Annotated in this window: 23 protein-coding genes and 1 pseudogene; 16 read left to right on the top strand and 8 right to left on the bottom strand. The window is 62.8% G+C overall.

Going from position 1 to position 24,349, the window contains the following annotated elements; genetic code table 11:
• The first annotated feature begins 6 nt into the window (after positions 1-6).
• The 4 genes and pseudogenes from OHL11_RS02305 to OHL11_RS02290 all read left to right on the top strand — a co-directional run bounded on the left by OHL11_RS02305 (position 7) and on the right by OHL11_RS02290 (position 2,140).
• Positions 7-255 carry an AbrB/MazE/SpoVT family DNA-binding domain-containing protein gene (locus tag OHL11_RS02305; RefSeq protein WP_263369860.1) on the top strand — a complete coding sequence of 83 codons (249 nt, stop codon included), beginning with the start codon at positions 7-9 and terminating at the stop codon, positions 253-255.
• Complete coding sequence (locus OHL11_RS02300; RefSeq protein ID WP_263369859.1) at positions 252-587, top strand: type II toxin-antitoxin system PemK/MazF family toxin; 336 nt, start codon at positions 252-254, stop codon at positions 585-587. Before OHL11_RS02305 ends, OHL11_RS02300 begins: the two co-directional genes overlap by 4 nt.
• Before the next feature lie 8 nt (positions 588-595).
• Positions 596-1,568, top strand: a pseudogene (locus OHL11_RS02295) (nucleoside hydrolase).
• Positions 1,569-1,618: 50 nt separating this feature from the next.
• A complete protein-coding gene (locus tag OHL11_RS02290; RefSeq protein ID WP_263369857.1) occupies positions 1,619-2,140 on the top strand; it encodes a Uma2 family endonuclease in 522 nt (173 codons plus the stop codon).
• A gap of 9 nt (positions 2,141-2,149) precedes the next feature.
• On the opposite strand, the gene hemB is transcribed toward OHL11_RS02290, so the two are convergent.
• Together hemB and OHL11_RS02280 are read right to left on the bottom strand one after the other, a co-directional pair.
• The gene (hemB, locus tag OHL11_RS02285) at positions 2,150-3,136 is read right to left on the bottom strand and encodes a porphobilinogen synthase (protein ID WP_263369856.1); all 987 of its coding nucleotides are present in this window, start codon (positions 3,134-3,136) and stop codon (positions 2,150-2,152) included.
• 35 nt (positions 3,137-3,171) lie between these two features.
• A complete protein-coding gene (locus tag OHL11_RS02280) occupies positions 3,172-3,891 on the bottom strand; it encodes a hypothetical protein (RefSeq protein ID WP_263369855.1) in 720 nt (239 codons plus the stop codon).
• Positions 3,892-4,026: 135 nt separating this feature from the next.
• Between OHL11_RS02280 and OHL11_RS02275 the strand changes: the two genes are divergently transcribed.
• Positions 4,027-6,447: an endonuclease MutS2 gene (locus OHL11_RS02275; RefSeq protein WP_263369854.1), complete on the top strand. Its 2,421-nt coding sequence runs from the start codon at positions 4,027-4,029 to the stop codon at positions 6,445-6,447.
• A gap of 119 nt (positions 6,448-6,566) precedes the next feature.
• On the opposite strand, the gene OHL11_RS02270 is transcribed toward OHL11_RS02275, so the two are convergent.
• Entirely contained in the window at positions 6,567-7,037 is a 471-nt protein-coding gene (locus tag OHL11_RS02270; RefSeq protein ID WP_263369853.1) for a hypothetical protein, read from the bottom strand.
• A 209-nt stretch (positions 7,038-7,246) separates the two neighbouring features.
• Here OHL11_RS02270 and OHL11_RS02265 point away from each other — a divergent pair, with 209 nt between their 5' ends.
• Positions 7,247-7,822 carry a biliverdin-producing heme oxygenase gene (locus tag OHL11_RS02265; RefSeq protein WP_263369852.1) on the top strand — a complete coding sequence of 192 codons (576 nt, stop codon included), beginning with the start codon at positions 7,247-7,249 and terminating at the stop codon, positions 7,820-7,822.
• Between the two features lie 118 nt (positions 7,823-7,940).
• Positions 7,941-10,544 (top strand): ATP-binding protein, encoded by a 2,604-nt coding sequence (locus OHL11_RS02260; RefSeq protein WP_263369851.1) that lies wholly within the window; start codon positions 7,941-7,943, stop codon positions 10,542-10,544.
• Between the two features lie 3 nt (positions 10,545-10,547).
• Here the strand turns inward: OHL11_RS02260 and OHL11_RS02255 are convergent, their stop codons facing one another.
• Positions 10,548-11,579, bottom strand: a complete 1,032-nt coding sequence (locus OHL11_RS02255) for a VWA domain-containing protein (protein WP_263369850.1) — start codon at positions 11,577-11,579, stop codon at positions 10,548-10,550.
• Positions 11,580-11,622: 43 nt separating this feature from the next.
• Here OHL11_RS02255 and ruvX point away from each other — a divergent pair, with 43 nt between their 5' ends.
• The 3 genes from ruvX (at position 11,623) to OHL11_RS02240 (ending at position 13,551) form a co-directional block, all read left to right on the top strand.
• Positions 11,623-12,096, top strand: coding sequence for a Holliday junction resolvase RuvX (gene ruvX, locus OHL11_RS02250; RefSeq protein ID WP_263369849.1), 474 nt, complete (start codon positions 11,623-11,625; stop codon positions 12,094-12,096).
• Between the two features lie 176 nt (positions 12,097-12,272).
• Entirely contained in the window at positions 12,273-12,758 is a 486-nt protein-coding gene (locus tag OHL11_RS02245; protein ID WP_263369848.1) for a GreA/GreB family elongation factor, read from the top strand.
• A gap of 157 nt (positions 12,759-12,915) precedes the next feature.
• Positions 12,916-13,551, top strand: a complete 636-nt coding sequence (locus tag OHL11_RS02240) for an NYN domain-containing protein (RefSeq protein WP_263369847.1) — start codon at positions 12,916-12,918, stop codon at positions 13,549-13,551.
• A gap of 66 nt (positions 13,552-13,617) precedes the next feature.
• Here OHL11_RS02240 and OHL11_RS02235 read toward each other — a convergent pair whose 3' ends face one another.
• The gene (locus tag OHL11_RS02235; RefSeq protein WP_263369846.1) at positions 13,618-15,726 is read right to left on the bottom strand and encodes a prolyl oligopeptidase family serine peptidase; all 2,109 of its coding nucleotides are present in this window, start codon (positions 15,724-15,726) and stop codon (positions 13,618-13,620) included.
• Positions 15,727-15,809: 83 nt separating this feature from the next.
• On the opposite strand from OHL11_RS02235, the gene OHL11_RS02230 reads away from it, so the two are divergent.
• The 4 genes from OHL11_RS02230 to OHL11_RS02215 all read left to right on the top strand — a co-directional run bounded on the left by OHL11_RS02230 (position 15,810) and on the right by OHL11_RS02215 (position 18,667).
• Positions 15,810-16,442 carry a CDP-alcohol phosphatidyltransferase family protein gene (locus OHL11_RS02230; protein ID WP_263369845.1) on the top strand — a complete coding sequence of 211 codons (633 nt, stop codon included), beginning with the start codon at positions 15,810-15,812 and terminating at the stop codon, positions 16,440-16,442.
• 133 nt (positions 16,443-16,575) lie between these two features.
• Entirely contained in the window at positions 16,576-17,520 is a 945-nt protein-coding gene (locus OHL11_RS02225; protein WP_263369844.1) for an isoaspartyl peptidase/L-asparaginase, read from the top strand.
• 211 nt (positions 17,521-17,731) lie between these two features.
• Positions 17,732-17,881, top strand: coding sequence for a hypothetical protein (locus OHL11_RS02220; RefSeq protein ID WP_263369843.1), 150 nt, complete (start codon positions 17,732-17,734; stop codon positions 17,879-17,881).
• 9 nt (positions 17,882-17,890) lie between these two features.
• Positions 17,891-18,667 (top strand): endonuclease III domain-containing protein, encoded by a 777-nt coding sequence (locus tag OHL11_RS02215; protein WP_263369842.1) that lies wholly within the window; start codon positions 17,891-17,893, stop codon positions 18,665-18,667.
• 81 nt (positions 18,668-18,748) lie between these two features.
• On the opposite strand, the gene OHL11_RS02210 is transcribed toward OHL11_RS02215, so the two are convergent.
• A complete protein-coding gene (locus OHL11_RS02210) occupies positions 18,749-19,756 on the bottom strand; it encodes a DsbA family protein (RefSeq protein WP_263369841.1) in 1,008 nt (335 codons plus the stop codon).
• A 69-nt stretch (positions 19,757-19,825) separates the two neighbouring features.
• On the opposite strand from OHL11_RS02210, the gene OHL11_RS02205 reads away from it, so the two are divergent.
• Positions 19,826-20,968: a M20 family metallopeptidase gene (locus tag OHL11_RS02205; RefSeq protein ID WP_263369840.1), complete on the top strand. Its 1,143-nt coding sequence runs from the start codon at positions 19,826-19,828 to the stop codon at positions 20,966-20,968.
• A 6-nt stretch (positions 20,969-20,974) separates the two neighbouring features.
• Here the strand turns inward: OHL11_RS02205 and OHL11_RS02200 are convergent, their stop codons facing one another.
• Complete coding sequence (locus tag OHL11_RS02200) at positions 20,975-21,544, bottom strand: Maf family protein (RefSeq protein ID WP_263369839.1); 570 nt, start codon at positions 21,542-21,544, stop codon at positions 20,975-20,977.
• The gene (locus OHL11_RS02195; protein ID WP_263369838.1) at positions 21,541-22,467 is read right to left on the bottom strand and encodes a D-hexose-6-phosphate mutarotase; all 927 of its coding nucleotides are present in this window, start codon (positions 22,465-22,467) and stop codon (positions 21,541-21,543) included. Before OHL11_RS02195 ends, OHL11_RS02200 begins: the two co-directional genes overlap by 4 nt.
• Positions 22,468-22,671: 204 nt before the next feature.
• On the opposite strand from OHL11_RS02195, the gene serA reads away from it, so the two are divergent.
• Positions 22,672-24,348: a phosphoglycerate dehydrogenase gene (gene serA / locus OHL11_RS02190; protein WP_263369837.1), complete on the top strand. Its 1,677-nt coding sequence runs from the start codon at positions 22,672-22,674 to the stop codon at positions 24,346-24,348.
• Position 24,349: the final 1 nt, after the last annotated feature.

Raw genomic sequence — 24,349 nt, 5'->3', positions numbered from 1 at the left:
TTTGCGATGCTGACGGCGAACCTGAGAAAAGTGGGTGGATCGGTGATGGTGGCAATTCCGCCTGCGCTGATGGAATTGGCCGAATTGAAGGCCAACATGGACGTGACGCTCACGGTGAAGGGCGACGCGATTGTGATTCGCAAGACGCCTCGCCGGTACTCGTTGGCGGAGTTGGTGAAGCAGGGCGATCGCAAAGCGAAGCGCGGCAGCCGCGAATGGGTGGATGCGCCGGCCGTTGGCAAGGAGCTGCTGTGAAACAGGGCGATATCTACGTCGTGGACCTGGACCCGACGAAGGGACGCGAGCAGGCAGGCAAGCGACATGTGCTGGTGGTATCGCAGAAGCCGTTCAATGATCTGACGGGGCATCCTGTGGTAGCGCCGATCACGCAAGGCGGAAGCTTCGCGCGTGAGGCTGGGTTTACGGTTTCGCTGAGTGGGCTTGGTTTGAAGACGCAGGGTGTCGTGCTGTGTCACCAGCTTCGCGTGCTCGACATGAAGGCGCGTGCTGGCAAACGAGTCGAGTCATTGCCGGAGGCGATTCTGCAGGAAGTGATTGATCGCATCGTGCCGATCTTTGAGGGGTGAGAAGGTTGATGAAGACTGATCCTCGCAAAGTTTTGATCGACACCGACACGGCCTCGGACGACGCGGTGGCGTTGATGATGGCGTTGCAGTCGCCGCTGGTGGAGGTGGTGGCGATCACCGTGGTCGCGGGCAATGTGCCGGTGACGCAGGGCGCGAGCAACGCGTGCTACACCGTGGAGCTGCGGCAAGGACGTGCCGGTGTACGTGGGCGCGGAGGCTCCGCTGCAGCGGCCGCTGGAGCCGGCGACGTGGTTTCACGGCATGGATGGGCTGGGCGATCACGGCATGGCTCCGGTGGCGAAGAAGCCGGAGGCGATGCCTGCTGTGGACGCCATCATCGCGGCAGCACGCGAACATCCTGGGTTGGAGATCATCACGCTGGGGCCGCTGACGAACTTGGCGATGGCGTTGGAGCGCGAGCCGCGTTTGCCGGCGTGGGTGAGCCGCTGCCTGGTGATGGGCGGCGCGCCGGCGTGCGAGGGCAACGTGACTCCGGCGGCGGAGTTCAACCTGTGGGTGGACCCGGAAGCCGCGCGGCGTGTGTTTCTTTCGAAGCTGAAGTTGGAGCTGGTGGGTTGGCAGCTTTCGCGGCATGAGGCGGTGCTGAACGAGGCGGATATCGCTGAGGTGGAGGCGCTGGATACGCCGCTCGCGCGGTTTGCGATTGAGTGCAACAGCACGGGCAAGGCGGCGTACTTTACGCAGACGGGCGAGCATGGGATCTCGCTGCCGGACCCGACGGCGATGGCGTTGTTGCTCGAGCCTGAGTTGGCGTTGCGGGCGAGCGAGCACTATGTGCAGATCGAAGCGTCGAGCGAACTCACGCGTGGCATGAGCGTGGTGGATGTGCTGGGCGTAAGCGGTGACGCGCGCAACGCGAAGGTGTGGGGCGAGGCGCGGGAGTTGGCGAGACCGGTGAAAGTGGTGTGGGAGCTGGATGTGCCGGGGTGGAAGCGGTTGTTGCGTGAGAGCTTGATTTAGCGGCGTTTTGAAGGATTTCGGAGTAGCATGGCTCCACGAGGGTTTGCGCTATGGCATCTGCCGTTCTCGTCTCGGTACAGGAATATCTGAGGACCACCTACCGGCCCGACGTTGACTACATTGACGGCGAGTTGAAGGAGAGAAACGTAGGCGAGCAGCCGCACGCTTTGATTCAAGGCATTCTGTATGGAATGTTTCGCGATCAGCGCAAGAAGTGGCATGTTCGCCCTCTGCCTGAGCAGCGCGTGCAGATCACTTCGAGCCGTTATCGCATCCCGGATATTTGTGTTCTTCGCGCGGATGATCCCAAGGATGACATCATCACCTTCGCGCCGCTGCTTTGCATTGAAGTGCTGTCGGCGGATGATCGTCTGCGCGAAGTGCAGAATCGCGTTGAAGACTACGCGTCCATCGGCGTTCGCGACGTCTGGGTGGTCGATCCGTGGAAGCGGATTGGCTATCACGCATCAGCACGAGGCTTCGAGCAGCCTGCCGATGGAGTGCTGCGTGTGGCGAACACTGCAATCGCGGTGAGCCTGGAAGAGCTGTTCCGCGAATACGACGAAAGCTAAACGGACAAGCTAGAGCAGAGGTGCCGCTTCCTTGGCGAAGTAGGTCACGATGAAGTCCGCGCCGGCGCGGCGCATGGCGAGTAGCGACTCGACGATGGTGCGTTCGCGCTCAAGCCAGCCTTTGGCGAAGGCGGCTTGCAGCATCGCGTACTCACCCGAGACCTGGTAGGCGCCCATCGGCAGATCGAATCGGTCGCGGGCTTCGCGGACGATGTCGAGGTACGGCATGGCGGGCTTCATGAGCAGCATGTCCGCGCCCTCTTCGATGTCCTCGGCGATCTCGCGCAGGGCTTCGCGGCGGTTGGCGCCATCCATCTGATACGAGCGGCGATCACCGAACTGCGGTGCGGAGTCAGCGGCTTCGCGGAAGGGCCCGTAGAAGGCAGAGGCGAACTTGCTGGCGTAGCTCATGATGGGCGTGTTCGGCTTGCCGGCTTCGTCGAGCGCGCGGCGGATGGCGGCGACGCGGCCGTCCATCATGTCGCTCGGTGCGACGATATCTGCGCCCGCGAGAGCGAGTGAGGCGGCGGTCTTTGCGATCAACGGCAGCGAGGCGTCGTTGGCGATTTCGTAGTGGTCGTGGTGTTGCTCGATCAGGCCGCAGTGGCCGTTGGCGGTGTACTCGCAGAGGCAAACGTCGGCGATCAACAGCAGTTCGCGCGTGGAGCGGTTGGCCTTGATGGCGCGAATCGCACGCTGCACGATGCCGTCGTTTGCGTAGGCGCCGGAGGCTTGCTCGTCCTTCTCGCTCGGGATGCCGAAGAGCAGCAGGCCGCCGAGTCCGAGCTCAGCGCACTGCTCGGCTTCCTTCACGGCCTCGTCGATGGAGAGGTTGAAGACGCCGGGCATGGAGCTGACTTCGCGACGCACGCCTTCGCCCTCGCAGATGAAGAGCGGGTAGATCAGCGCGGAGCGTTCGAGCCGCGTCTCGCGCACGAGCGAGCGCATAGCGGCAGAAGAACGCAGACGACGAAGGCGTGTGGCGGGAAAGCTCATGCTCTTAGTTTACGCGCGCGGCCTCATCCTCAGCCTCATGGATGATGCTGAGCCCACGCCACCGCGCGTTGGGCGAAGGCGGTGTGCTGCACGGCGTCCATCAGCGGGTTGGCCGCGACGTAGAGTAAGCCGCCGAGCACTGTAACGAGCAGCGGCTTGCGCCAGGTGAAGAGGTCGTAGACGAAGAGCAGCACGACCGTGCCAAGGCAGATCACCGGGATCATGTAGAAGTGCGTCTGCACGAACTCGATGCGCGAGAGCGCGGGCGGAAGGATCATCGTGTTCGCGATGAGCATCAGGCGCTTGTGCACCTTGCGATTGTTTCGCTTCCAAACAGCCACGCCAACGTACGCGCCGAAGATGAGGATACCGAGCGTGTTCGTGACGAGAAACGAGGGGGGCGTGAAGAACGAAGGCAGCTCCGCGCCACGACGTAGTGCACCGATGGTGGCGGTGATGCCGAAGATGACCATCAGCGCCGCGAGCACAGCGCCCGCGTAGCCAAGTTTGCGATGCAGACGGATGTTGCCGGTTGCGACCAGGCTCGACTGCACGACGAAGAGGATGATCCACGACGAAAACGCTGCGCCATGGAGGTGGACGAGAAGGCTGGGGAGCGTGGCGAAGACGGCTCCGCGGAGAAAGTAGCTGGGGGCGAATCCAACGACGACGAAGGCGAGCATGATCACGGAAAGAGTGGTGAAGAAGACGTCGTCGGCACGCTTCATCACCGGTGGAGCAAGGGGTGTGGGCATGGGTATCTCTCTTTTGGAGATGCGTAGATTGTCGTCCTGAGAACTGGCTCCGATGCTACGGCGAAAGCGGTGCGTACGGAGAAAAATCTGCGCGCGGCTTAAGATGGAGAGATGAACGTAGGGTCCGAAGTACCGATGAGCTTGTCTGAACGCGGCGGCGCGGCGCTGCAGTGGGAGTTGCTGCGCGAGCGCGTGAGCAGCGGTGCGCGTTCGCCGCTGGGCAAGGCGCGCGTGCTGGCGTTGGAGCCATCGGCGGAGCGTGAGTGGATTGCCGCGCAGCAGACGCGCACAGCGGAGATGCGTCCGTTGGTGACTGCAGGCGCGCTCTTCAATTTTCGCGGACTGATCGATCCGAAGAACCTGCTGGACAAGGCGCGCATTCAGGGCGCGGCGTTGGAAGCTGCGGAGTTGCTCGATGTGTTGGCGCACGCCGAGCGCGTGGCTGAGTGGACGCAGCTGGTGATGTCGCCGCCGGATGCGGTGCGCTGCAAGTGGCCTGCGATTGAAGCGTTGTCGGCTCCGCTGCTGGAGTTTGATCTTGGCGGATTGCTGCGCACGTTGCAGGGCAAGATTGAGCCGGATGGTTCGCTGGCTGATGATGCGTCGCCGGACCTCGCACGCATTCGTCGCGAGATGGCGCGGCAGCATCGTGCGATTGAGGACACGTTGCGCCGCGCGCTGGGGCGCTTGAGCGAAGACGGCAGCGTGCAGGATGCGCTGATCACCGTGCGCGGTGAGCGCTTTGTGATTCCTGTGAAGGTGGAAGCGCGGCGCAAAGTGCAGGGCGTCGTGCATGGCTCGAGCTCCACGGGGCAGACGGTGTTTGTGGAGCCGCTGGAGACGATTGAGGCCAACAACGAACTCGTGCGTTTGCTCGATGAAGAGCAGGCGGAGATTCATCGCATTCTCGTGATGATGACGCGCGCCGTGGCGACGAACGCTGCATCGTTGCAGCTTGGCGCCGAGGTGTTGGCGCAGGTGGACGCGCATCAAGCGGTGGCGCGTTTTGCCGAAGATTTCGCGTGCGTGCGGCCGAGCTTTGAAGGCGAGTTTGCGTTGGAGCAGGCGCGGCATCCTTTGCTGGAGATGCGTCTGCGCGAGAGCGATGGACGCATCACGCCGCTCGACATCATGCTGCCTGCGGGGCCGCGCGAGATGATCATCTCCGGCCCGAATACAGGCGGTAAAACGGTGGCACTGAAGACGAGTGGACTGCTCGTGCTGATGGCGCAGGCAGGTATGCCGGTGCCGGCGATGCGCGCGACGCTGCCGCTTTTCACCGCTGTTTACGCGGACATCGGCGATGCGCAGTCGATTGAGCAGAACCTCTCCACCTTCTCCGCGCATGTGGTGAATGTGGACCGCATCTCGCGCGTGGCGGATGATCGTTCGCTCGTGCTGCTGGATGAGCTTGGCTCGGCGACTGATCCGGAAGAGGGCGCGGCGCTTGCAGTTGCGGTGGCGAAGCACTTCCTCGCGCGCAACACGTGGACGTTCATCACCACGCACCTTACGGCGTTGAAAGTGTATGCCGCGGGTGAGGCTGGCGTGTTCAACGCAGCGGTGGGATTTGATGAAGCGACGCTCTCGCCAACGTACGAGCTGCGGCTTGGCGTGCCGGGTGCTTCGGCGGGTTTGAACATCGCCGCGCGTTTGGGCATGGACCCCGCGATTGTCGAGGTGGCGCGAGCGCAGCGTACGACGCAGCAGGCCGACATTGCGCGCTTTCTTGACGAGTTGCACAATCAGCTCGGCCTTGCCGCGCAGGAACGCGAGACGCTTGCGGAGACGCAGCGCAAGCTCGACAACGAGCGCTCGCACCTTGCGGTGGAAGGGCGCGCGCAGATGCAGGCGTATGCGCGCGAGATGCGCCGCGATCTCGAGAAGCTGATCGAGGAGTTTGAAGGTCAGCTTCGCGACACCGTGAAGGCGATTGACGACAAGACCGTCGCGAAGAAGATTGCGCGCGATGCGGCGGTGCGCATTGCGGGGCTGAAGCGCGAGTTTGGTGAGCGTTTTCAGTCGACCGTGGCGGCGAAGGACCCTACCCCTGCGAGTGCGAAGAAGCAGGACAACAAGCGCGAACCGAAGGCTGGCGATCTGGTGCGGTTGAAGTCGTTGAACAGCGAAGGCCGAGTGGCGCGTGTGATTGATGCGAAGACGCTCGAAGTGAACGTGGGCGCGATGAAGATGCGTGTGCCGATGAGCGATGTGCTTGAGGTGACGCCGGTGCGCGAGCGTCCGATCGATGCGGTGCGTCGTCGTGGCGGCGGCGTGCATGTGCAGAGCTCGTCGAGTGACTCGGACTACATGACGACGGAGATCAACGTGATCGGCCGCACGGCGGATGAGGCTGAAGGCGAGGTCGATCGGTTTGTGGAGCAGGCGTTCTTAGCGGGATTGCCGCGGGTGCGCGTGGTGCACGGCGTGGGTATGGGGATTTTGCGGCGCACGCTGCGGGACTTCCTCAAGAACCATCCGCATGTGGCGTCGATCACCGAGCCTCCTTATAACGAAGGCGGGCAGGGAGCGACTGTGGTGGAACTGCGGAACTAATCGTCGCGGGTTTTGGAGCGGATTCTGGAGCGGATGAATTCTACAAGCCCACATCTGCTGCGCAGATATGGGGCACCCGGTCTTGGCTATGGGCACCCGGTTTTCGGCGCGGAGAGTACCTAGCGGCGGATGGAGGCGCGTTCTACGCCGCCGGTACGGGTCGCCTCGAAGTAGACACCGCAGGCGCTGACGACGATGCGACCGGGGCCAGCGATCAGGACAGAGTCGCCGGGGACTTCGGTGGTCGCTCCGGTGATGTCCATGTCTTCGTGCTGCATGTCGACTTCGACAACCTGCGGGGCGTGGATGCCAAGCTGCGTGAAGCTGGCGGACTTGCCCGCTTCGCCGGGGTTCTCCTCGGAGAAATCATTCGCCGTGACGGTGCGTGTGGCGATGTCGGTCAGCGTGACTTCTCCGCCCTGCCAACGCATGGCGCTCGGCGTGTACGTCAGCGTGGAACCCACCAGAGGCATTGCCTGATTGCGGTTCCAGCAGGAGCGATTGCTCGTAGGCAGCACGCGCGTGATACGCCATGTGCCCTGCAGCCTGGACGGCAGCGGCTCCGCGCTGGTCGTTGCCACACCTGCCATTAACACTCCCGCCAAAACCATTCCGCTGATCACGCGCATTGCGACGCTCGCCTCCACGCAGCCTCTTCGGCTGTTCGTTTTCCTGTTGCTGAGTCTGATGCTGCTTCGAGTTTTTCACGTTGGCTGAGGCTGAGTCCATGTTTACTACGGGGCTAACAGCCGCGCAGGCACGGCCTGCAAAGCAGGAGAGCGCATGGAAGAATGGAGGCATGGACCTCCAACTGTTGCGCACGGCGACGATGCCCGAACACCAAGCGACCGAAGCTCTGATGCCCGTGATGAAGACTGACCTGACGCGCGTGGAGTATGCGCAGGTGCTGCGCTGCTTTGCACCGATCATCGCGGGATGGGAAGCATGGGCCGCCACGCACGTTCCCGCGGAGTACGCGGAGTTGATCGCGGCTCGCAAGCGTGCGCCGCTGCTGGAGCGCGATCTCGCGGCGTTCGGCGAGGCCATGCCTGCGCCGCATTTCGTCGCCGATGCGAGCTTCAGTACGCCTGCCGGCTTCCTCGGGGCAATGTATGTGGTCGAAGGCTCTACGCTCGGCGGGCAGTACATTGCCAAGCATGTAGAGCCGCTGCTCGGAATCGATGCGGAGCATGGCACGGCATATTTTCGCGGCTACCGCGAAGAGACCGGAGCGCGCTGGAAGGAGTTTCAGGCGGCATTGCTGGCGCTGCCCGACGACAAAGCCGAAGAGGTCATCTTCGCTGCACGACGCATGTTTGGGCTCTTTCGTGAGGCTATACTTCCACTAGCACCGCTCGCGTCCCCTGCAAACTAGCTTCGCGTTTTTCTGTCCTGAGCTGCACGCGAACGCATACTCTGCATCTGAAGGAAGACGTATAGCTGTTTCTCGTTTGGCAGAACCGCCACGCGTTCGTTGGGCCCAGGAGGAAGTTTTGTCGAACACCGCGTCGTCGCCTATGGACAACGTCATCCCCTGCGCGGATGAGCCAATCCATCTCGCAGGCAGTGTTCAGCAGCACGGCTTCTACCTCATGCTCGATCCGCCGTTTGAGCGCGTGATCGCAGCCAGCGAAAACGCCGAGCGCTTTCTCGGCATTCCTCTCAAGCTCATCCTGAACTCCCGCCTCGCCGACCTCTTCGAGAGGGAAGTTATCTTCTCGCTCAAGCGCGTGCATCCGGACGTCTGCGAGACGACGCCCAGCGTGGAGCTGAACACGCCGGTCACCTTCCTCGGCATCTTCTCCATTCACGGCGAGGCCTTCTCCATCGTTTCGCACTGCGTTGGCCTGCAGCGCGTGCTGGAGTTCGAAGTGCAGAACCGCCTGGTGCCCGCGGAGATGATGAACGGCGTCATCACGAACTTCGTTTCGACCATCGGCAGCCTTCGCTCGGAGCGCGAACTCTGCCATGCACTTGCCCTGCAAATCGCCGCCATTACCAGCTTTGACCGCATCATGGTCTACAGCTTCGACGACGCCGGCGTGGGCACGGTACTGGCCGAGGTAAACAACGGCAAACTGCCGTCCTACCTGCATCTTCGCTTTCCGGGCACCGACATTCCCGCGCAGGCGCGCAGGCTCTACACGATCAACACGGTGCGCATCATCCCGGACGTGTACTACACGCCGTCGCCACTGGTGGCCGCGCCGAATACGCTTTCGACCCACGAAATCGATCTCTCCTACAGCACGTTGCGCTCGGTGTCGCCGGTGCATGTGGAGTACATGCGCAACATGGGGACGAAGTCGTCTTTCAGCGTATCGATCCTCGTGAACGGCAAGCTGTGGGGCCTGGTCAGCGGACATCACGCGGAGCCGCATTCGGTGCCGTATCTGATCCGCTCGGCGTGTGACATGCTGGCACGTCTTGCCAGTACGCAGATCAATAATTTCCAGACCACCGCACGGCTTGAGGAGATGGTGCATCTCCACGCCACGCAGCGCGAAGTGCTGACACAGCTTGCCGCAGAGCCGGACCATATGAACGGCCTGCTACAGCAGCTCGGCAAGGTGCAACAGATTGCCAACGCCGGCGGTGTGGCGCTCGTCGTCGACGGCAATGTCTTCATGCACGGCGAAGTGCCGAGTGCGGCTTCGATCGCCGAGATCGCCACGTGGGTCAGCGGTCGATCGAAGGAAGGCGAAGTCTTCGCCAGCTCGGCGATGGGACGCGAACCGGAGTGGGCCGACCGCGAGGAGGTCCTGGCGACCGCAAGCGGTGTGCTGAGCATGAGTATTTCGTCGGTGCTCGACCGCTACGTGATGTGGTTTCGACCGGAGATTGTGCGCACGGTGCGCTGGGCCGGTGAGCCTGAGAAGATCGTCGGCCAGGACCGTCGTCTGCATCCGCGTGGGTCCTTCGCCGAGTGGAAAGAGACGGTACGCGGACAGGCTGAGCCGTGGAGCAAGACCGAAGTGGAGTCCGCGAATGATTTCCGTGCGGCGCTCACGACGATCGGTCTGCGAAAGGCGGAGGAAGCCGTGGAGCTGGGCGAAGCACGCTTCCAACGGCTGACAGAATCGCTGCCGGTGAAGATCTTCCTCGCCGACGATGAAGGCCGTCTGACCTACACGAATGATCAATGGCTCCACGCAGGTTTGCCGCTGACGGGACGCTGGTTCGAGACGTCGATCCTCTCGGACGAAGACCGCGAACTCTGCCGCGAGCGCTGGATGGAGTCCACGCAGCATAATCGCCCGTTTGAAGCGGAGGTACTGACGCACGACGGACGCGGTGATCGCGATCGCTGGAACATTGTGCGCGCTGTGCCGTTCCAACGCGCAGGCGCTTCGCGTGCGGGCTGGGTCGGAACGTTTGTCGATCTGACCGAGAGCAAAGAACGCGAAGCCGCGATGCGCGTGAACGAGAAGCTCGCACTTACGGGACGCATGACGAGCGTCATCGCGCACGAGATCAACAATCCGCTCGAGGCGATTACGAACCTGATGTACCTGCTGCGCAACGAAGTCCAACAGACCGAAGGCTCGGCGTGCACATACATCGGAATGGTGGAAAGCGAGCTGGAGCGCATTAGCGGCATCACCAAGCAGACGCTGCGCTGGAACCGCGAAAACAGCGATCTCGCCGAGCAGTTCTCCGGCATCGCGATGGTGGAAGATGTGCTGCGCCTCTTCGCGGGCAAGATTCGCAACCGCCACATCCACGTAGAAACCATCGGCGACCGCGAAGTGAGCTTCCACGGCATCCTCGGACAGCTTCGTCAGATCCTCGCGAACCTCGTCTCGAACGGTATCGACGCTGCACCCGTGGGTGGACAGCTGACGATCCGCCTCTTTGAGGGTGACGGGCTCCGCGGCTTCTCGGTGACGGACAACGGTGCAGGCATCCCCGCAGAACTGCAGGGCCGCCTCTTCCAGCCCTTCATCTCGACGAAGGGCGACCTCGGCAACGGCCTCGGCCTGTACATCTCCAAGGAGATTGCGGAGCGCCACGGCGGCACGATCCACGTGGAGTCCACGCCTGGCGTCGGCACGACGATGACCGTCGAACTTCCCGAAGAAACCGTTCTCTCGTAAGCGCTACTTCGCCGCAGGTTTCTCTGCGTTCCCCGCAGCATCCGACCAATACGATTCGCGATGATGGATGTTTGCGTTCGGATACTCAGGCAGCTTTACGGTCAGGCGATGGAAGTTGCCGGCCTCGCCTTGCCCGGGCGCAAAGTGTGGCTGAAAGCTGAGCAAATAGTAGTTGTCCACGCGGTTCGCCAGACCGTTCAGGCCCATATCGAACTTCTGCTGCGAGCCGAAGTTGATGTACTCGCCGCCGCTCTCGCGCGCCAGTTCCTTCGACACATTCTTCCGCAGCGCCTGCACCGCCATCAGGATCAGCCCGATAGGTCCGCCGGCCGCGCCATCGCTGTGCTTCAGGTCTTCGACGACAGCGTCGCGTCCCGGCGAGTATGCCAGCGACTCCACGATCGTATCGGTCTTGCCGAGCGCGCGGATGACCTCTTCCGCCTTGATCTTCGAGCCGTGATCGCGCGTTTCGCTGAGCAGCAGAATGACGTGACGGCCCTTCGGGTCCATGCGTTCAAAGAGCTTGTTCGCCGCAGCCACAGCGTCGAAGATCGCGGCTTTCGGATCGTCGTCGCAGGGCGTGATGCTCCCCAGCGCGCGCTCGCGGCGCGTGGTGTTCGTGGTGAAGTTCGTGATGACCTCCGGCTCGGAACCGAAGTCGAGCACCGCGACCTGCGAGGGTCCGCCGCCGAGCATCGCTTCGATCATCGTGTTCACGCCCTGCATCTTCGGATACTCGTCCGCATACGACCGCGAGCACTGCACCACCACAGCAAGCGCGACAGGGCGCACATCTTCGCTGTTGTCGAGCATCACAGTCTGCGGCACGCCGTCGGCTTCCACGACGAACTGCCCCGCACGCAGGCCGTAGATAACCTCGCCCTTCTTCGTCTGCACAGTGGTGGGGATGAAGACGATGCTGGACTGCACCTTCAGCACCGAGTCGGCGTCCGGCAGCGGCTCCTGCGCCGCAGGCTGCTGTGCCTTCGCACTCATCGTCATCACACTCAACGCCGTCGCCAGAACCCATGCCATTCGCATGTCCCTGAGTCTAGCGCGAAGAGCTACACTCAAACCCGTGGAACGCATCCTTGCACTCGACGTCGGCGATCGCCGCATCGGCCTCGCCATCACCGACGAACTCGGCCTGACCGCGCAGCCGCTCTTCACGCTGCATCGCACGACGCTGAAAGCTGACCTGAAGTCGGTAGCGCGCTTTATTCGCCAGCGGGGAGTGACGGTCGTGGTCGCAGGGCTGCCGCTCAACGCCGACGGCACCGAAAGCCCGCAGGCCGCCAAGGCCCGCGCCTTCGCCGAAGAAGTACGCGCGGCGCATCCTGAGCTGACGCATCACCTGCTCGACGAGCGCCTTACCACGCGCGAAGCCCACGAATTGCTGACGCAGACCGGGCACGCCAGCCGCTTCGCCGGCCATGCCGCGCGGCTCGACCGCAAAGACCTCATCGACCAGGTCGCCGCCGTGCTGCTGCTCGAGGCCTTCATGAGCCAGCAGAACGGCATAACGCTGCTGCCCGATCCGGACCAGGCTTAGCTCGCTCTTACCTGATAGCTCGCCAGCCGCAGCTCCATAGAAATCCCGCCATCGCCTTCACCGCCGCGCTAAGGTGCCGGTCCGCAAACGGCTCGCTTTATAATGAAATATCCAGTCCAAGCAGGCTCGGGTCGCTGCATGTTGCGCGCTTTTGCCTGCTCGAAACGAGACGCCATATGCAAGACATTCTGAAGTCCCTGACCGAGCAGATTCGAGTGCTCGAATACGAGCTCACTACCGAGCTGCCCGCCGAGATCAAGAAGGCCGTAGCGCTCGGCGATCTGAGCGAAAACGCCGAGTACCACATGGCCAAGCAGCGCCAGGAGTTCGTGAACGCGCGCCTCGGCCAGCTGAAGAAGCGCATGGGCGAGCTCGCGCTGGTGAACCTCGACAACCTGCCCACCGACAAGGTCGGCTTCGGCTCGACCGTCGTGGTCTACGAGGAAGCCAAGGACCAGGAGATCACCTACAAGCTCGTGATGAGCGAAGAGGCGGACGTGGCCAAGGGCCTCATCTCGACGACCTCGCCGATCGGCCGCGCGCTGCTGGGCAAGGAAGTCGGCGACGAAGTCACCATCGTCATTCCCACCGGCAAGCGCATCATGGAAATCAAAAAGCTCTACACGATCCACGAGACCGTGCCGGAAGACCTCGCGCTATAGATCTCGTGCTGTAAATTTTGCGTACATCGTGCGCGCGCGTTGTTACACTAATCTCACCCGCTGCTCTGTACTCAAAAGTCAGGGCAGTTCAGAAGCCACTCTTCGGAGTGGCTTCTGCTTTTGCATGTCAATTGGAGCAAGCAGAGTAGAGGAACAAATGCTCAGAACGTCGATCTATGTTGATGGATTCAACCTCTATTACCGTGCGCTGCGCCGCACGCCTTTTCGCTGGTTGAATATCCATGAACTCGCCGTGAATCTCCTCTCGGCGGAGAATCAAATTCACAAGATTCGCTACTTCACCGCACGCGTGAGTGGTAAGCAGGACCCGGGAAATCCAGTGCGGCAAGCGCTGTATCTGAGAGCCTTGGAGTCTCTTCCGCAGGTTGAGATCCACTATGGATCGTTTCTAGCTCGCAGGAAGATGCGTCCTCTAGCTGATCCATTGCCTGGTGGCCCCACCCACGTTGAGATCGAAGATATGGAGGAGAAAGGTTCCGACGTAAACCTCGCCACTCACCTACTCAACGACGCGTGGAAAGATGATTTCGATGTAGCTCTTCTGCTGAGTCAAGATTCCGATCTCTTGGAGCCTTTGCGAATCGTCAGAGAAGAGTTGGCGAAAACAATTGGTATTGTCAGCCTTGATGGACGCGAACCTGGGTCTCTTAAAAAGTATGCTTCCTTCGTGCGAACAGTAACGCCGGAACGGCTCAGAGCCGCGCAGTTTCCGGAAGTCCTCGAGGTGGGAAATCGAGGCAAGATAATTCGACGTCCTCCGCAATGGGCATAAGCGTGGGCGCAATAAAACGCGGTACAGCGCTTGCTGTACCGCGTTTTCTTGCTTGGTGAAGCCGCGCTAGTTCATCAGCTTTTGCTTCAGATAGACGTAGTTCATCGCATCGGTGTGCGCGGTCTGTTTGGCGTCTGCGCCGGAGCCGTGGCCGCCTTCGATCACTTCATAGAAGTAATACGGATAGCCAAGCTCGGCCATCTTCGCCGCAAACTTGCGCGCATGCTGCGGGCCGACGCGGTCGTCCTTCGTCGTCGTCCAGATGAAGGGCTCGGGGTACTTCACGCCCGGCTTCAACTGGTGGTACGGCGAGTGGTCGAGCCAGAACTGCATCACCTTGGGGTCATCCACCGAGCCGTACTCGCCGACCCAGCTTGCACCCGCCGCGATCTTCGAGATGCGGATCATGTCGAGCAGCGGCACTTCGATGATCACAGCGTTCCAAAGATCAGAACGCTCCGTCATCTCCACGCCCATCAGCAGGCCGCCGTTGGAGCCGCCCATGATGCCGAGGTGCGGCACAGACGTGATCTTGCGGCGGATGAGGTCTTCGCCCACCGCCGCGAAGTCGTCATAGACCACCTGACGCTTCACGTCCAGTCCAGCCTCATGCCACGCCGGGCCAAATTCGCCACCGCCGCGAATGTTCGCGAGCACGTAGACCCCGCCCTTCTCCAACCACAGCTTGCCGTCCACCGCGTTGTAAGCGGGGGTGCGCGAAACCTCGAAGCCACCATATGCCGTGAGCAACGTCGGGTTCATGCCGTCGAGCTTCATGCCCTTCGGATGCACCACAAAGTACGGCACCTTCGTGCCATCCTTCGACGTCGCGAAGAACTGCTCGACCTCATCCTTGCTCGCATCGAAGCGCGCTGGCGCGGTCTTGATCACCTTCAGCTCACCCGTCTTCGCATCGCCAAGGTACAGCGTCGTCGGAGTGAGGAAGCTCGTCACGCTGAGCACATAGTGGTCACTCTGATCGTCGGTCGAGACGATCGCAATCGCGGAGTTCTCCGGCAGTGCGAGACGCTTCGAGGCCCAGCCCTTTGTCGTCGGCGTGTACAGATACGCGCGGCCCTGCACGTTGTCGAGTGTCGTGACGATCAAGCCATGCGGGGTGTCGCGCACCGTCTGCAGGAACTCCTTGGCCGTCGGCGCAAAGACTACGTGCGGCTTCAGATGCTCAGGATCACGCTTGACCTCAACCAGCGGCACTTCCACCAGCGAGCCCGCCGGGATCAGCTTGCCCGCATCCGTCTTCCAGTCTTCGTGCGTATGGATCAGCACGCGGCCATCGACCATCGTCTCGACCGATGCCTTCGCCGGAATGCCAAGCTGCTTCAGCCCCTTCGGCGTTTCGATGAAGGTCTTCGAAGTGAAGAACGTATCGCCGCGATGGAAGAGCACCGCAGAGTTCCCCGAGGCGTCATGCAGCACGTAGCCCGCCGAGTAGAGCTGATCGGTCTCAGCGCCACGGAAGACTTCGACAGCCGACTCGAGCGGCGTGCCACGCTTCCAGCGCTTCACCACAAACGGATAGCCCGAGTTCGTCACCGTACCGGCGCCCCAGTCGCGCGCGATAAGCAACGTGTCCTTGTCCTGCCAGGCGACCTGATTCTTGCTGCGCGGCAGCGTGAAGCCGCCCGGCACAAACTTCGCCGCCTTCAAGTCGAACTCGCGGCCCGAGGTGGCATCTTCGCCGCCGTTCGAGAGCATCGCCAGGCACATATCGTTGCCGGGGTAGAGGCAGTTCATGCCGCGCGAAACCCACTTGGCATGCTCTTCCTTGTTCAACGCGTCCACATCCAGAACCGGCTGCCAGTGCGGCGCATCGGTGAGGTAATCCGCGAGCGACGTGCGGCGCAACAGGCCGCGCAGGTGCTGCGCATCGTTCCAGGAGTTGTACACGACATCCTGCTTCAGCCCCGGCATGGCGAGCTTCTGCGGATCGTTCAGAATCGCCAGTGCATCGGCATAGTCCTTCGCAAACCGCGGGTCTGCCTCAAACTTCGCGGTGGTCTTTGCGTTCTCCGCGTTCACCCACTGCATCGCCTTGGGCCCGGTGGGGTCTTCGAGCCAGAGATACTTGTCTTCCGGCGCCTGCTGCGCCCGAGCGCCCACCGCCGAAACCGCTGCCACCAACGCCAAAACCCGCGCGAGATTGCTGATCTTCACGATCGCTCCTGTATTGCCGAGATTGCGAATAGTCTACGACGCGCGCCGAAGCTGCGCCGTTAGCGGTAAACTGAAAGACGAACATGACCTGGACAAGCCAATTTGGGAAGGGCAGCGGCTGGCTGCTGCAGAAGATCGTGAACGGCCTCGCGATCTCGAAGATCTCGCCGAACACCCTGACCTTCATCGGCCTGCTCATCAACATCGTGGCCGCGTTCTTCTTCGGCTACGCGCGGCAGGAAAACTACGTCCGCATGTTTCTCTACGCGTCGCTGGTCATCATCGGCGCGGGCCTCTTCGACATGGTCGATGGTCGCGTCGCGCGCCAGACCAATCAGGTGTCGGTCTTCGGCGCCTTCTTTGACTCCGTGCTCGACCGCTACTCCGATGTCGCGCTGTTCTTCGGCCTGCTTGTCTTCTACGCGCGCGGCAACCGCTACTTCTACGTCTTCCTCGTGGCCTTCGTCATGACCACGTCGCTGATGGTGAGCTACACGCGCGCCCGCGCTGAAGCGCTCATCGGCTCCTGCAAGGTCGGCTTCATGGAGCGCCCCGAGCGCATCGTGCTGATCATCCTCGGCGGCCTCTTCGAGCGCTGGGACATGATGCCCGCCGCGCTGTGGGTGCTTGCGGTGCTCTCGACGATCACCGTGATCCACCGCATGCGCTATACGTATCTGGAGACGGAGCGGCGCAAGCTCGCGGGCATCGCGTAGAGATGCAGTTTAAGTGTGGAGTCGTAAGTCACAAGTGTTTCAAGGCGGCTCACGCCTTGACTTTCCACCCATGACGACTTCCTGCACCGATGGGATGTAGAACTGCAGGTGATCGTTCTACACTCATACAGACATGTCTGTACCGACACACCAACCGATCCTCGTCATTCACGGCGGCGCGTGGGCCATGCCCGACGACGCCATCGGCGTCCATGAAAACGGCATCCGCAACGCGCTTGCAGCGGGTTGGGCTGCGCTTGAGCGTGGCGGCACCGCCACCGACGCCGTCGAGGCCGCCATCACCGTGATGGAAGACGATGACACCTTTGACGCTGGCACCGGCAGCTTCCTCACCCGCGATGGCCGCGTGCAGTGCGACGCGCTGATGATGAACGGCAGCGATCTCCGCGCTGGCGGCGTCGCCTGCGTGGAGAAGCTGAAGAATCCCATCCAGGCCGCGCGTCTCGTGCTGGAGAAGTCGCCGCACGTCTACTTCGTCGGCCTCGGCGCCGAGCGCTTCGCCACGCAGAACGGCATGAGGCTCGTCGACAACATGGAGCTCGTCGTGCCGCGCGAGCAGAAGCGCCTGATGGACTTCCAGATCGCCGAAGCCGCAGGCCATCCGGACACGACCTTCTCCGGCCCGCAGGACCCCACCGCGCACTCGCACGACACCGTCGGCGCCGTCGCGCTCGACCAGTTCGGCAACCTTGCGGCCGGCACCTCCACCGGGGGCACGCTCTCGAAGTCTCCCGGCCGCGTCGGCGACTCCTCGCTGATCGGCTGCGGCTGCTACGCGGACAACGACTCCGCCGCCGTCTCACTCACGGGCTGGGGCGAGCCGATCATGAAGCTCGTGCTGGGCAAGTGGGCCACCGATCGCGTCGCCGCTGGCGCTTCGCCCGAGCAAGCGGCGAAGGACGCCATCGCGTACCTCTACGACCGCCTCGGCGGCCACGGCGGCATGATCCTGCTCGGCCCCGATGGCCGCATCGGCCTCGCGCACAACACGCCGCGCATGGCCTGGGGCGTCGCGACGGCGAAGGGCCTCGAACTCGGCGTCACCTGCAACGAGTAACCTCCTGCGCCGCCACGAACCCGGGTGCCCCAGGTCTCGCCTCTGAGACCTGGGTTTCCAGAGAGATCTCTGGAGGCCGAAACATTCAGACAGCCAGCATCCTCGCTCTCCCACGTCTCAAGAATCGAGACGTGGGGCACCCAGCACGCTTAGCAACGATAGAGCCCGCGCGGCGCATCCAACTTCTTGAAACGAATCGAGGAGAACAGCTATGCGTCGCATCTTTTTCTGGAGTTTTGTGATTTCGGGCGGTGTCGCCGCTGCTCTCATGTTCAAACGCGGCGAAAAGCTCGGTACGATAGCGAAAGACGCCACCACGCATCCGGTCAAGTCTCTCGTCCGAGAGCTGCGCGCCGTCTAGTCGCCCTGCATGAGCACAACCACCGAGCTTTTCACCAGTCCCGAAGATGTTGCCACCTTTCGCCGCCCGCTCACGCCTGAGCAGGCCGACAAGCTGCCGCACATTCACCGGCTGCTGCTCGGCTACTACGGCGAACCCAAGCCTCGTGAACTGCGCGATCCGCTCTCGCAACTGATCTACTCTTTGCTGGCCGCTCGCACCAAAACACCGACCTCCAATCAGGTGATGCGCGAGCTCGAACGCAGCTTTCCCGGAGCAGGCCCCGGCCACTGGGAGCCGGTGCGCGATGCCAGCGTCAGCGACATCGAACGCGCCATCGCAATCGTCACCTTTCCCGACCAGAAAGCACCGCGCCTGAAAGACCTGCTGCTGCAGATCACTGCACGCACAGGCGCACTCTCGCTCGACTTCCTCGCGCGCTACCGCACGGACAAGATCCGCGCATGGCTCGAACAGTTTGAAGGCATCGGGCCGCAGGTCTCTGCGGCGGTCGTGAATTTCTCCACACTACGCCGACGCGCGCTGGTCATCGACGCGAACCATCTTCGCGTCATCCAGCGCCTCTGTGTCGTTCCGCGCGCCGACGCCGCGACCACCGAGGAGCGCCTCATGCGCTTCGTTCCCGAGACCTGGGACGCCGAGATGCTCGACGAAGACCACTCCCTCGTGAAGCTTCACGCGCAGACTCTCTGCACCTTCGACAGCCCCAAGTGCGAGCCCTGCCCGTTGCTCAAGATATGCCCTACAGGCCAGCGCAACACCAACGAGTTGAAGCTGGAGCCCTGAAGCGATACAAGCTCAGCCTCAATGATGGCGCACAGAAAAAGGCCGGGAGCATCATCGCTCCCGGCCTTTCTGCGAAGGGCACTAGCTCTTCGGCGCTGCGGCTGGAGGCGTTGGCGGAACATACGGCGCGGGTGGAGTAACGCCCTGCGCGACGAGCGCCTTATCGATCACGCTGAAGATGTACTCAATCGGCAGCGCGCCTTCCACCTTGTTGCCATTGATGAAAAGCACCGGCGTAGAGCCGAGGCTCAGCGATTGCGCGAGGTGCACTTCGTCATTGATGTTCGTCTGGTCCTGCTTGTGAATGCAGTCGTCGATCTTGTTCGCGTCGAGCTTGGCCTTATGGCCTTCTTCGCGCGTGATCGCGTCGAGCTGGTCACTGGCGCGAGCCATGGTGCGTTCAGCCTTCGCGTCCTTCGGGTCCATGCCGATGGTGGAGGCCTCGGCGTGTACGCGATCGACTGCACTCCAATAAGCCGTGTCTGACTGCGGCGCAAGGCAGTTCACATCCACCGCGGCACGCATCGCCCAGGGATGAATCTCCAGCGGGTAGTCGTGATACACGACGTGGATCTTGTTGCCGTAGCGGTTGGTGATTGCCGGGAAGATGCTCGCGTGCAGGCGCGCGCAGTAGGGGCACTCGAGATCGTCAAACCCGACGATGATGACCGGGGCGTTCTCGGCTCCACCACGCGACGGGCGATGCGTGTACGGAATACCGGTGCGCGGGCTGGCGGAGATGTCGAAGGTCGTCACCTGCTCGAGCGTGTTGCCGTCGTCAGAGAGCAGGAACTCGATGGGCCGCGACACGTTGCCTTCGCTGGAGAGCGTCGCGTAGAGCTTGCTGAAGCCGCTGACGTTCGAGGGCTGCAAGCCGCTGAGCGTGACGGTCGCCATAGGCGGCAGCTCGTTAGCCTTGCGGCGAATGAGGTTTTCGACGCGCCACGCGGTGTCGGGCGAGAGCGGCTTGCCGGTGGACATCACCGCAGGCTGCGCGGGAGCTGCCGGTGCGGGTGTCTGCGCATGGCAGCCGAAGCGGAGAGCCGAAAGGGCCAGCAAAAGGACGGGGAGGCGCAAGGTGTTCAGCACGGTTTGATTATCTCAGGTGTGGGATGCGGGGTGCGTTTACTCTGGTCGTGACGAGGTTTAGACGAAGCGATGGCGATTGCAGTAGCAGCGGTTCAGGCAGAGATTGAAGCACAGGCAGCACGGTTGAAGGCGCGGACACGCGCGTTGGTGGAGGTCGAGTCTCCCAGCGAAGACAAGCCCGCAGTAGACCGCGCAGGCACGCTGTTTCTGGAGTGGGCTGCGGAGCTGGGTGCGAAGGTGAAGCGCCACAAGCAGCGCGGCTACGGCGACGTGCTGGAGCTGCGATTCGGCCGCGCGAAGAAGGGTGTGAAGCCCGTACTTCTGCTCGGTCATCTCGACACCGTGTGGTCGCACGGCACCCTGGCGAAGATGCCGTGGCGCGAAGAAGAGGGCAAGTGGAAAGGCCCCGGCGTCGTGGACATGAAGATCGGCGTGATGATGGCGCTGGAGGCCGTCGCCGCCGTGCAGAAGCTCGGCGTGACGCGGCCGATCACACTGCTCCTGGTGAGCGAAGAGGAGATTGGCAGCCCCGTCTCGCGGCCGATCACCGAGAAGATTGCACTGGAGTCGAGCGCGGTCTTTGTGATGGAACCCGCGCAGGGACTCGCGTACAAGACGGCGCGCAAAGGCGTAGCTCACTTTGAATTGCGCGTGGAAGGCGTGGCCTCGCACGCGGGCGTGGACTTCGAGCGCGGCGCGTCAGCGGTGCTGGAGATGGCGCGGTTGATCGAGAAGGTCTCGGCATTTACAGACCTGAGCAAAGGGCGCACGGTGAACGTGGGCGTAGTGCATGGCGGCACGCGCTCTAACGTGATCGCGGCAGAGTGTGTCGCTGAAGTCGATGTGCGTTCGGTGACGATGCGCGATGCGGCGGCGGTGGAGAAGCTCTTTGCCAGGCTGAAGCCGACGGACAAGCGTTGCAAGCTGACGGTATCGGGCGGCTTCAACCGCCCGCCGATGGAGCGCGGCAAGGGCACGGTCGCTTTGTTCCGCAAAGCACAGGCGATCGCGAAGCAGATGGGTTTTGCGTTGGATGAAGCCGCAACGGGCGGTGGCTCCGACGGCAACTTCACCGCCGCGCTTGGCGTGCCTACGCTCGACGGCATGGGCGCCGTGGGCGGCGGCGCACACGCAGCGCATGAGCATGTGGTGGCTGCGCATGTGATCGAGCGCACGGTGCTGCTCGCCGCGATGATTGCTGCGGTGGAGTAGAGATCTCTATTCGAACTCGAGCAGTGAGGTTCGCGTGAGCAGTTTCACGGTCGCGGCCACAGGCAAACCCACGACGTTGAAGTAGTCGCCTTCAATGCGTGGAATCCAGCGCGAAGCGTAGCCCTGAATGCCGTAGGCACCGGCCTTGTCGAGCGGGTCACCGCTGGCGACGTAGGTCTCTAACTCTGCTTGATGGATAGCGGAGAAGACGACGCGTGTGGTCTCGATGTGCGTGTGTGTCTCGGTGGGGGATACGACCGCGATGCCGGTGTGCACTTCGTGCGCGCGATTGCTCAGCGCAAGCAACATGCGGCGCGCGTCGTTGAGATCGAGTGGCTTTTCGAGCGCCTCGCCGTCGAGCACGACTGTGGTGTCGGCGCCGAGCACCGTGGCCTCAGGATGCAGCTTCGCAATCGCCCGCGCCTTCTCCAGCGCGAGGCGCTGCACGTACGCATCGGGAGCCTCGCCCGCGCGCCGCGTTTCATCGATGTTCGCGGGCAACACCGTGAAGGTGAAGCCCGCGAGCGTGAGAAGTTCGCGACGGCGCGGTGATTGCGAAGCCAGAATCAGCTTCACGCGAGCGGCTCCACGCTGATCGTCGTCTCCATGATGTGCGCGGCCTTAGGCGAGAGCGTAATGCGGTCCTCGAAGGCGTTCGCGGCTTCGACGCAGACGAAGTGCTGCCATGCGTCGGGGCCGAGATCAGCCATGGTGCCCGAAAGCTCGCTCCACGGATTCCACACCACGGTCGTGCGCGAACCGCCCTTGCCGACGACGAGCTTGCGCGCGAACGCAGGATCTTCGATGGTGATGCTCGCGGTGGTGTTGAGGTACGGGCGGTCGGTGGCGCCGGTCAACGTGAGCACTTCGTTGTCCTGCGTCTTACGCTTGAAGTCGTCGAACTTGTCGAGGAACTCGGTCTGGCCGAGGCCGTGGAGCTTGACCTGCCTGGGGTCGCCTACCTGCAGGTAGGTATGCAACGCCTCTTCGAAGACCAACGGCTCGCTGCCTTCGTTGGCGACGGTCATACGCACATGCAGCTCCTCGCCGAGGCGAAACTCCAGCGCGGCGCGAAAGCCGTCAAAGCCCAGCGCGCGTGTGGCATTGCTGGGGCCAAACGTCAGCACGAGATGCACCGCGTCACCGACCGATGCCGCGAAAGCAACCTCCCACTCCGTGGTGCGCGCGAAGCCGTGCTGGCCGCCATCCTTGGAGTGACCGGTGACCTCTTCGCTGCGCGCCCCGAACCACGGGAAGATGACGGGGATACCGCCTCGAATCGCCTTGCCGGGCGCAAAGCCGGAGAGCGGCGAAAGAAAGAGCACAGGCTCGGCGGTATCCGTCGGCTTCCACTGCGTGAGGTGCGCGCCATGCAGATAAAGCTCGGCGCTGCAGGAGGGCGAGGTGATCTCGGCACGGACGAGTTCATTCGGGCCAGTGGTGAACTCGAGGACTCCGGGGATGCTGTATAGGGCGTTAAGGTCGTTCGCTGAAGCCATGCGGATAGTGTAGATGGGCAGCGCGGATGCCCTTAGTGCCGATAACCGACCATCCCTCACGGAAAGCCTTAGCCACCGGCTCAAAATATGGCCGATCTTCGGATCGGGAAATCGTTTATCGGTCAGTAAGGCTACCTGTCTGACAGATACGGCCTCTGCAGCCGCTAAACTGGTTCCGGCGCTTCTACGCCCTGGAGCATGTTTGTGAAGATCGTCCTCGCAGAAAAAGTCTCACCCGCCACTCTCGCCATCTTCAAAGAAGAAGCTGGCTGGAATGTTGTCACCGCCGATCAGATTCCGGCAGGTGGCCTTCCGGCTGAGCTCGCTGACGCGGACGCGCTCATCGTGCGTTCGGCCGTTCAGGCTGACGCCGAGCTGCTCTCGCACGCTCCCAAACTCCGCATCATCGGCCGCGCTGGCGTGGGTGTGGACAACATCGACGCTGCTGAAGCCACCCGCCGCGGCATCGTCGTCATGAACACCCCCGGCGCCAACGCCGTGGCCGTCGCCGAGTTCACGCTCGGCCTCATGATCGCTATGGTCCGCCAGATTCCCCGCGCCAACGCCACCATGCACGCCGGCAAGTGGGACAAGAAGTCGCTGCAGGGCACCGAGCTGCGCGGCAAGACGCTCGGCATCGTCGGCTGCGGCCGCATCGGCCTCGAGGTCGCGCGCCGCGCCCGCGCCTTCGGCATGAACCTCATCGGCTACGACCCCTTCATCGCTCCGGCGATCGCGCGCGAGCACGGCATCACGCTCGTGCCCATCGACGAGATCTTCTCCGACTCCGACTTCCTCTCGCTGCACGTCGGCCTGACGCCGCAGACCGAAGGCCTGATCAACAAGCACTCCATCGCGATCATGAAGCCCGGCATCCGCATCGTGAACTGCGCCCGCGGCGAGCTCATCGTGGACGAAGCCCTCGCCGACGCGCTGAAGGACGGCAAGGTCGCCGGTGCAGCGCTCGACGTCTTCCGCACCGAGCCGCTCAAGGAGTCGGTCTACCACGGCATCGACAACGTCTTCCTCAGCCCGCACCTCGGCGGCTCCACCGACGAAGCGCAGGAGGCCATCGGCATCCAGCTCGCGAACCAGGTGCGCGACTACCTCAAGCTCGGCGTCGTGCAGAACGCCGTGAACGTGCCCTCGCTGAACGAAGATGAGTACGCCGAGCTCGCGCCGTACATGGAGATGGCGTACCGCCTCGGCCAGCTTCTCGGCCACGACGCCGGCGTGAACAACGACTCGCTCCTCGGCTCCGTCGAGAGCATCTCGCTCACGTACAACGGCCGCCTCGCCACGCAGAAGACTGAGACGATCAAGAACGCTGCGATCGCTGGCGTGCTGCGCGGCGCCGACGGCGTCAACCGCATCAACGCCGCATCCGTTGCGGTGGAGCGCGGCATCCGCATCACCGAAGACAAGCGCGAGCACGTCGCCGGTGGCACAGGCGCCACGCTGCGCCTCTCGCTGCACTGGACCCGTAAGGACTCCAGCGGCCCGGCAGCAGAAGGCGACTGGACCGGCCTCGGCACCGTGCTGCACGGCAGCTCGCCGCGCCTGCTCAGCTACGACGGCATCGACATCGAAAGCGAACTCTCCGGCACGGTCATCGTCATCCGCAACCACGACGTCCCCGGCGTGATCGGCCGCGTCGGCTCGGTGATCGGTGAGGCTGGTCTCAACATCGCGAGCTTCGCTCTGGGCCGCGCGACGAGCAAGACCGCTCGCTCGAGCCGCATCCCCGAAGGCAAGGCGCTTGCTCTCGTTCAGGTCGATACCACCGCCGCTTCGCAGGATGCAGTCGAGACCGCCGTCGCCACGCTGCGCGCCTCCGAGTCCATCGAAAGCGTCCGTGTCGTGCAGTTCGGCGCGCTCTAAA

It is taken from the genome of Granulicella cerasi (genome assembly GCF_025685575.1).
GTDB classification, from domain to species: domain Bacteria; phylum Acidobacteriota; class Terriglobia; order Terriglobales; family Acidobacteriaceae; genus Granulicella; species Granulicella cerasi.
Note: the sequence above shows the minus strand (reverse complement) of the source record. Positions and strands in the feature narration are given on the sequence as shown.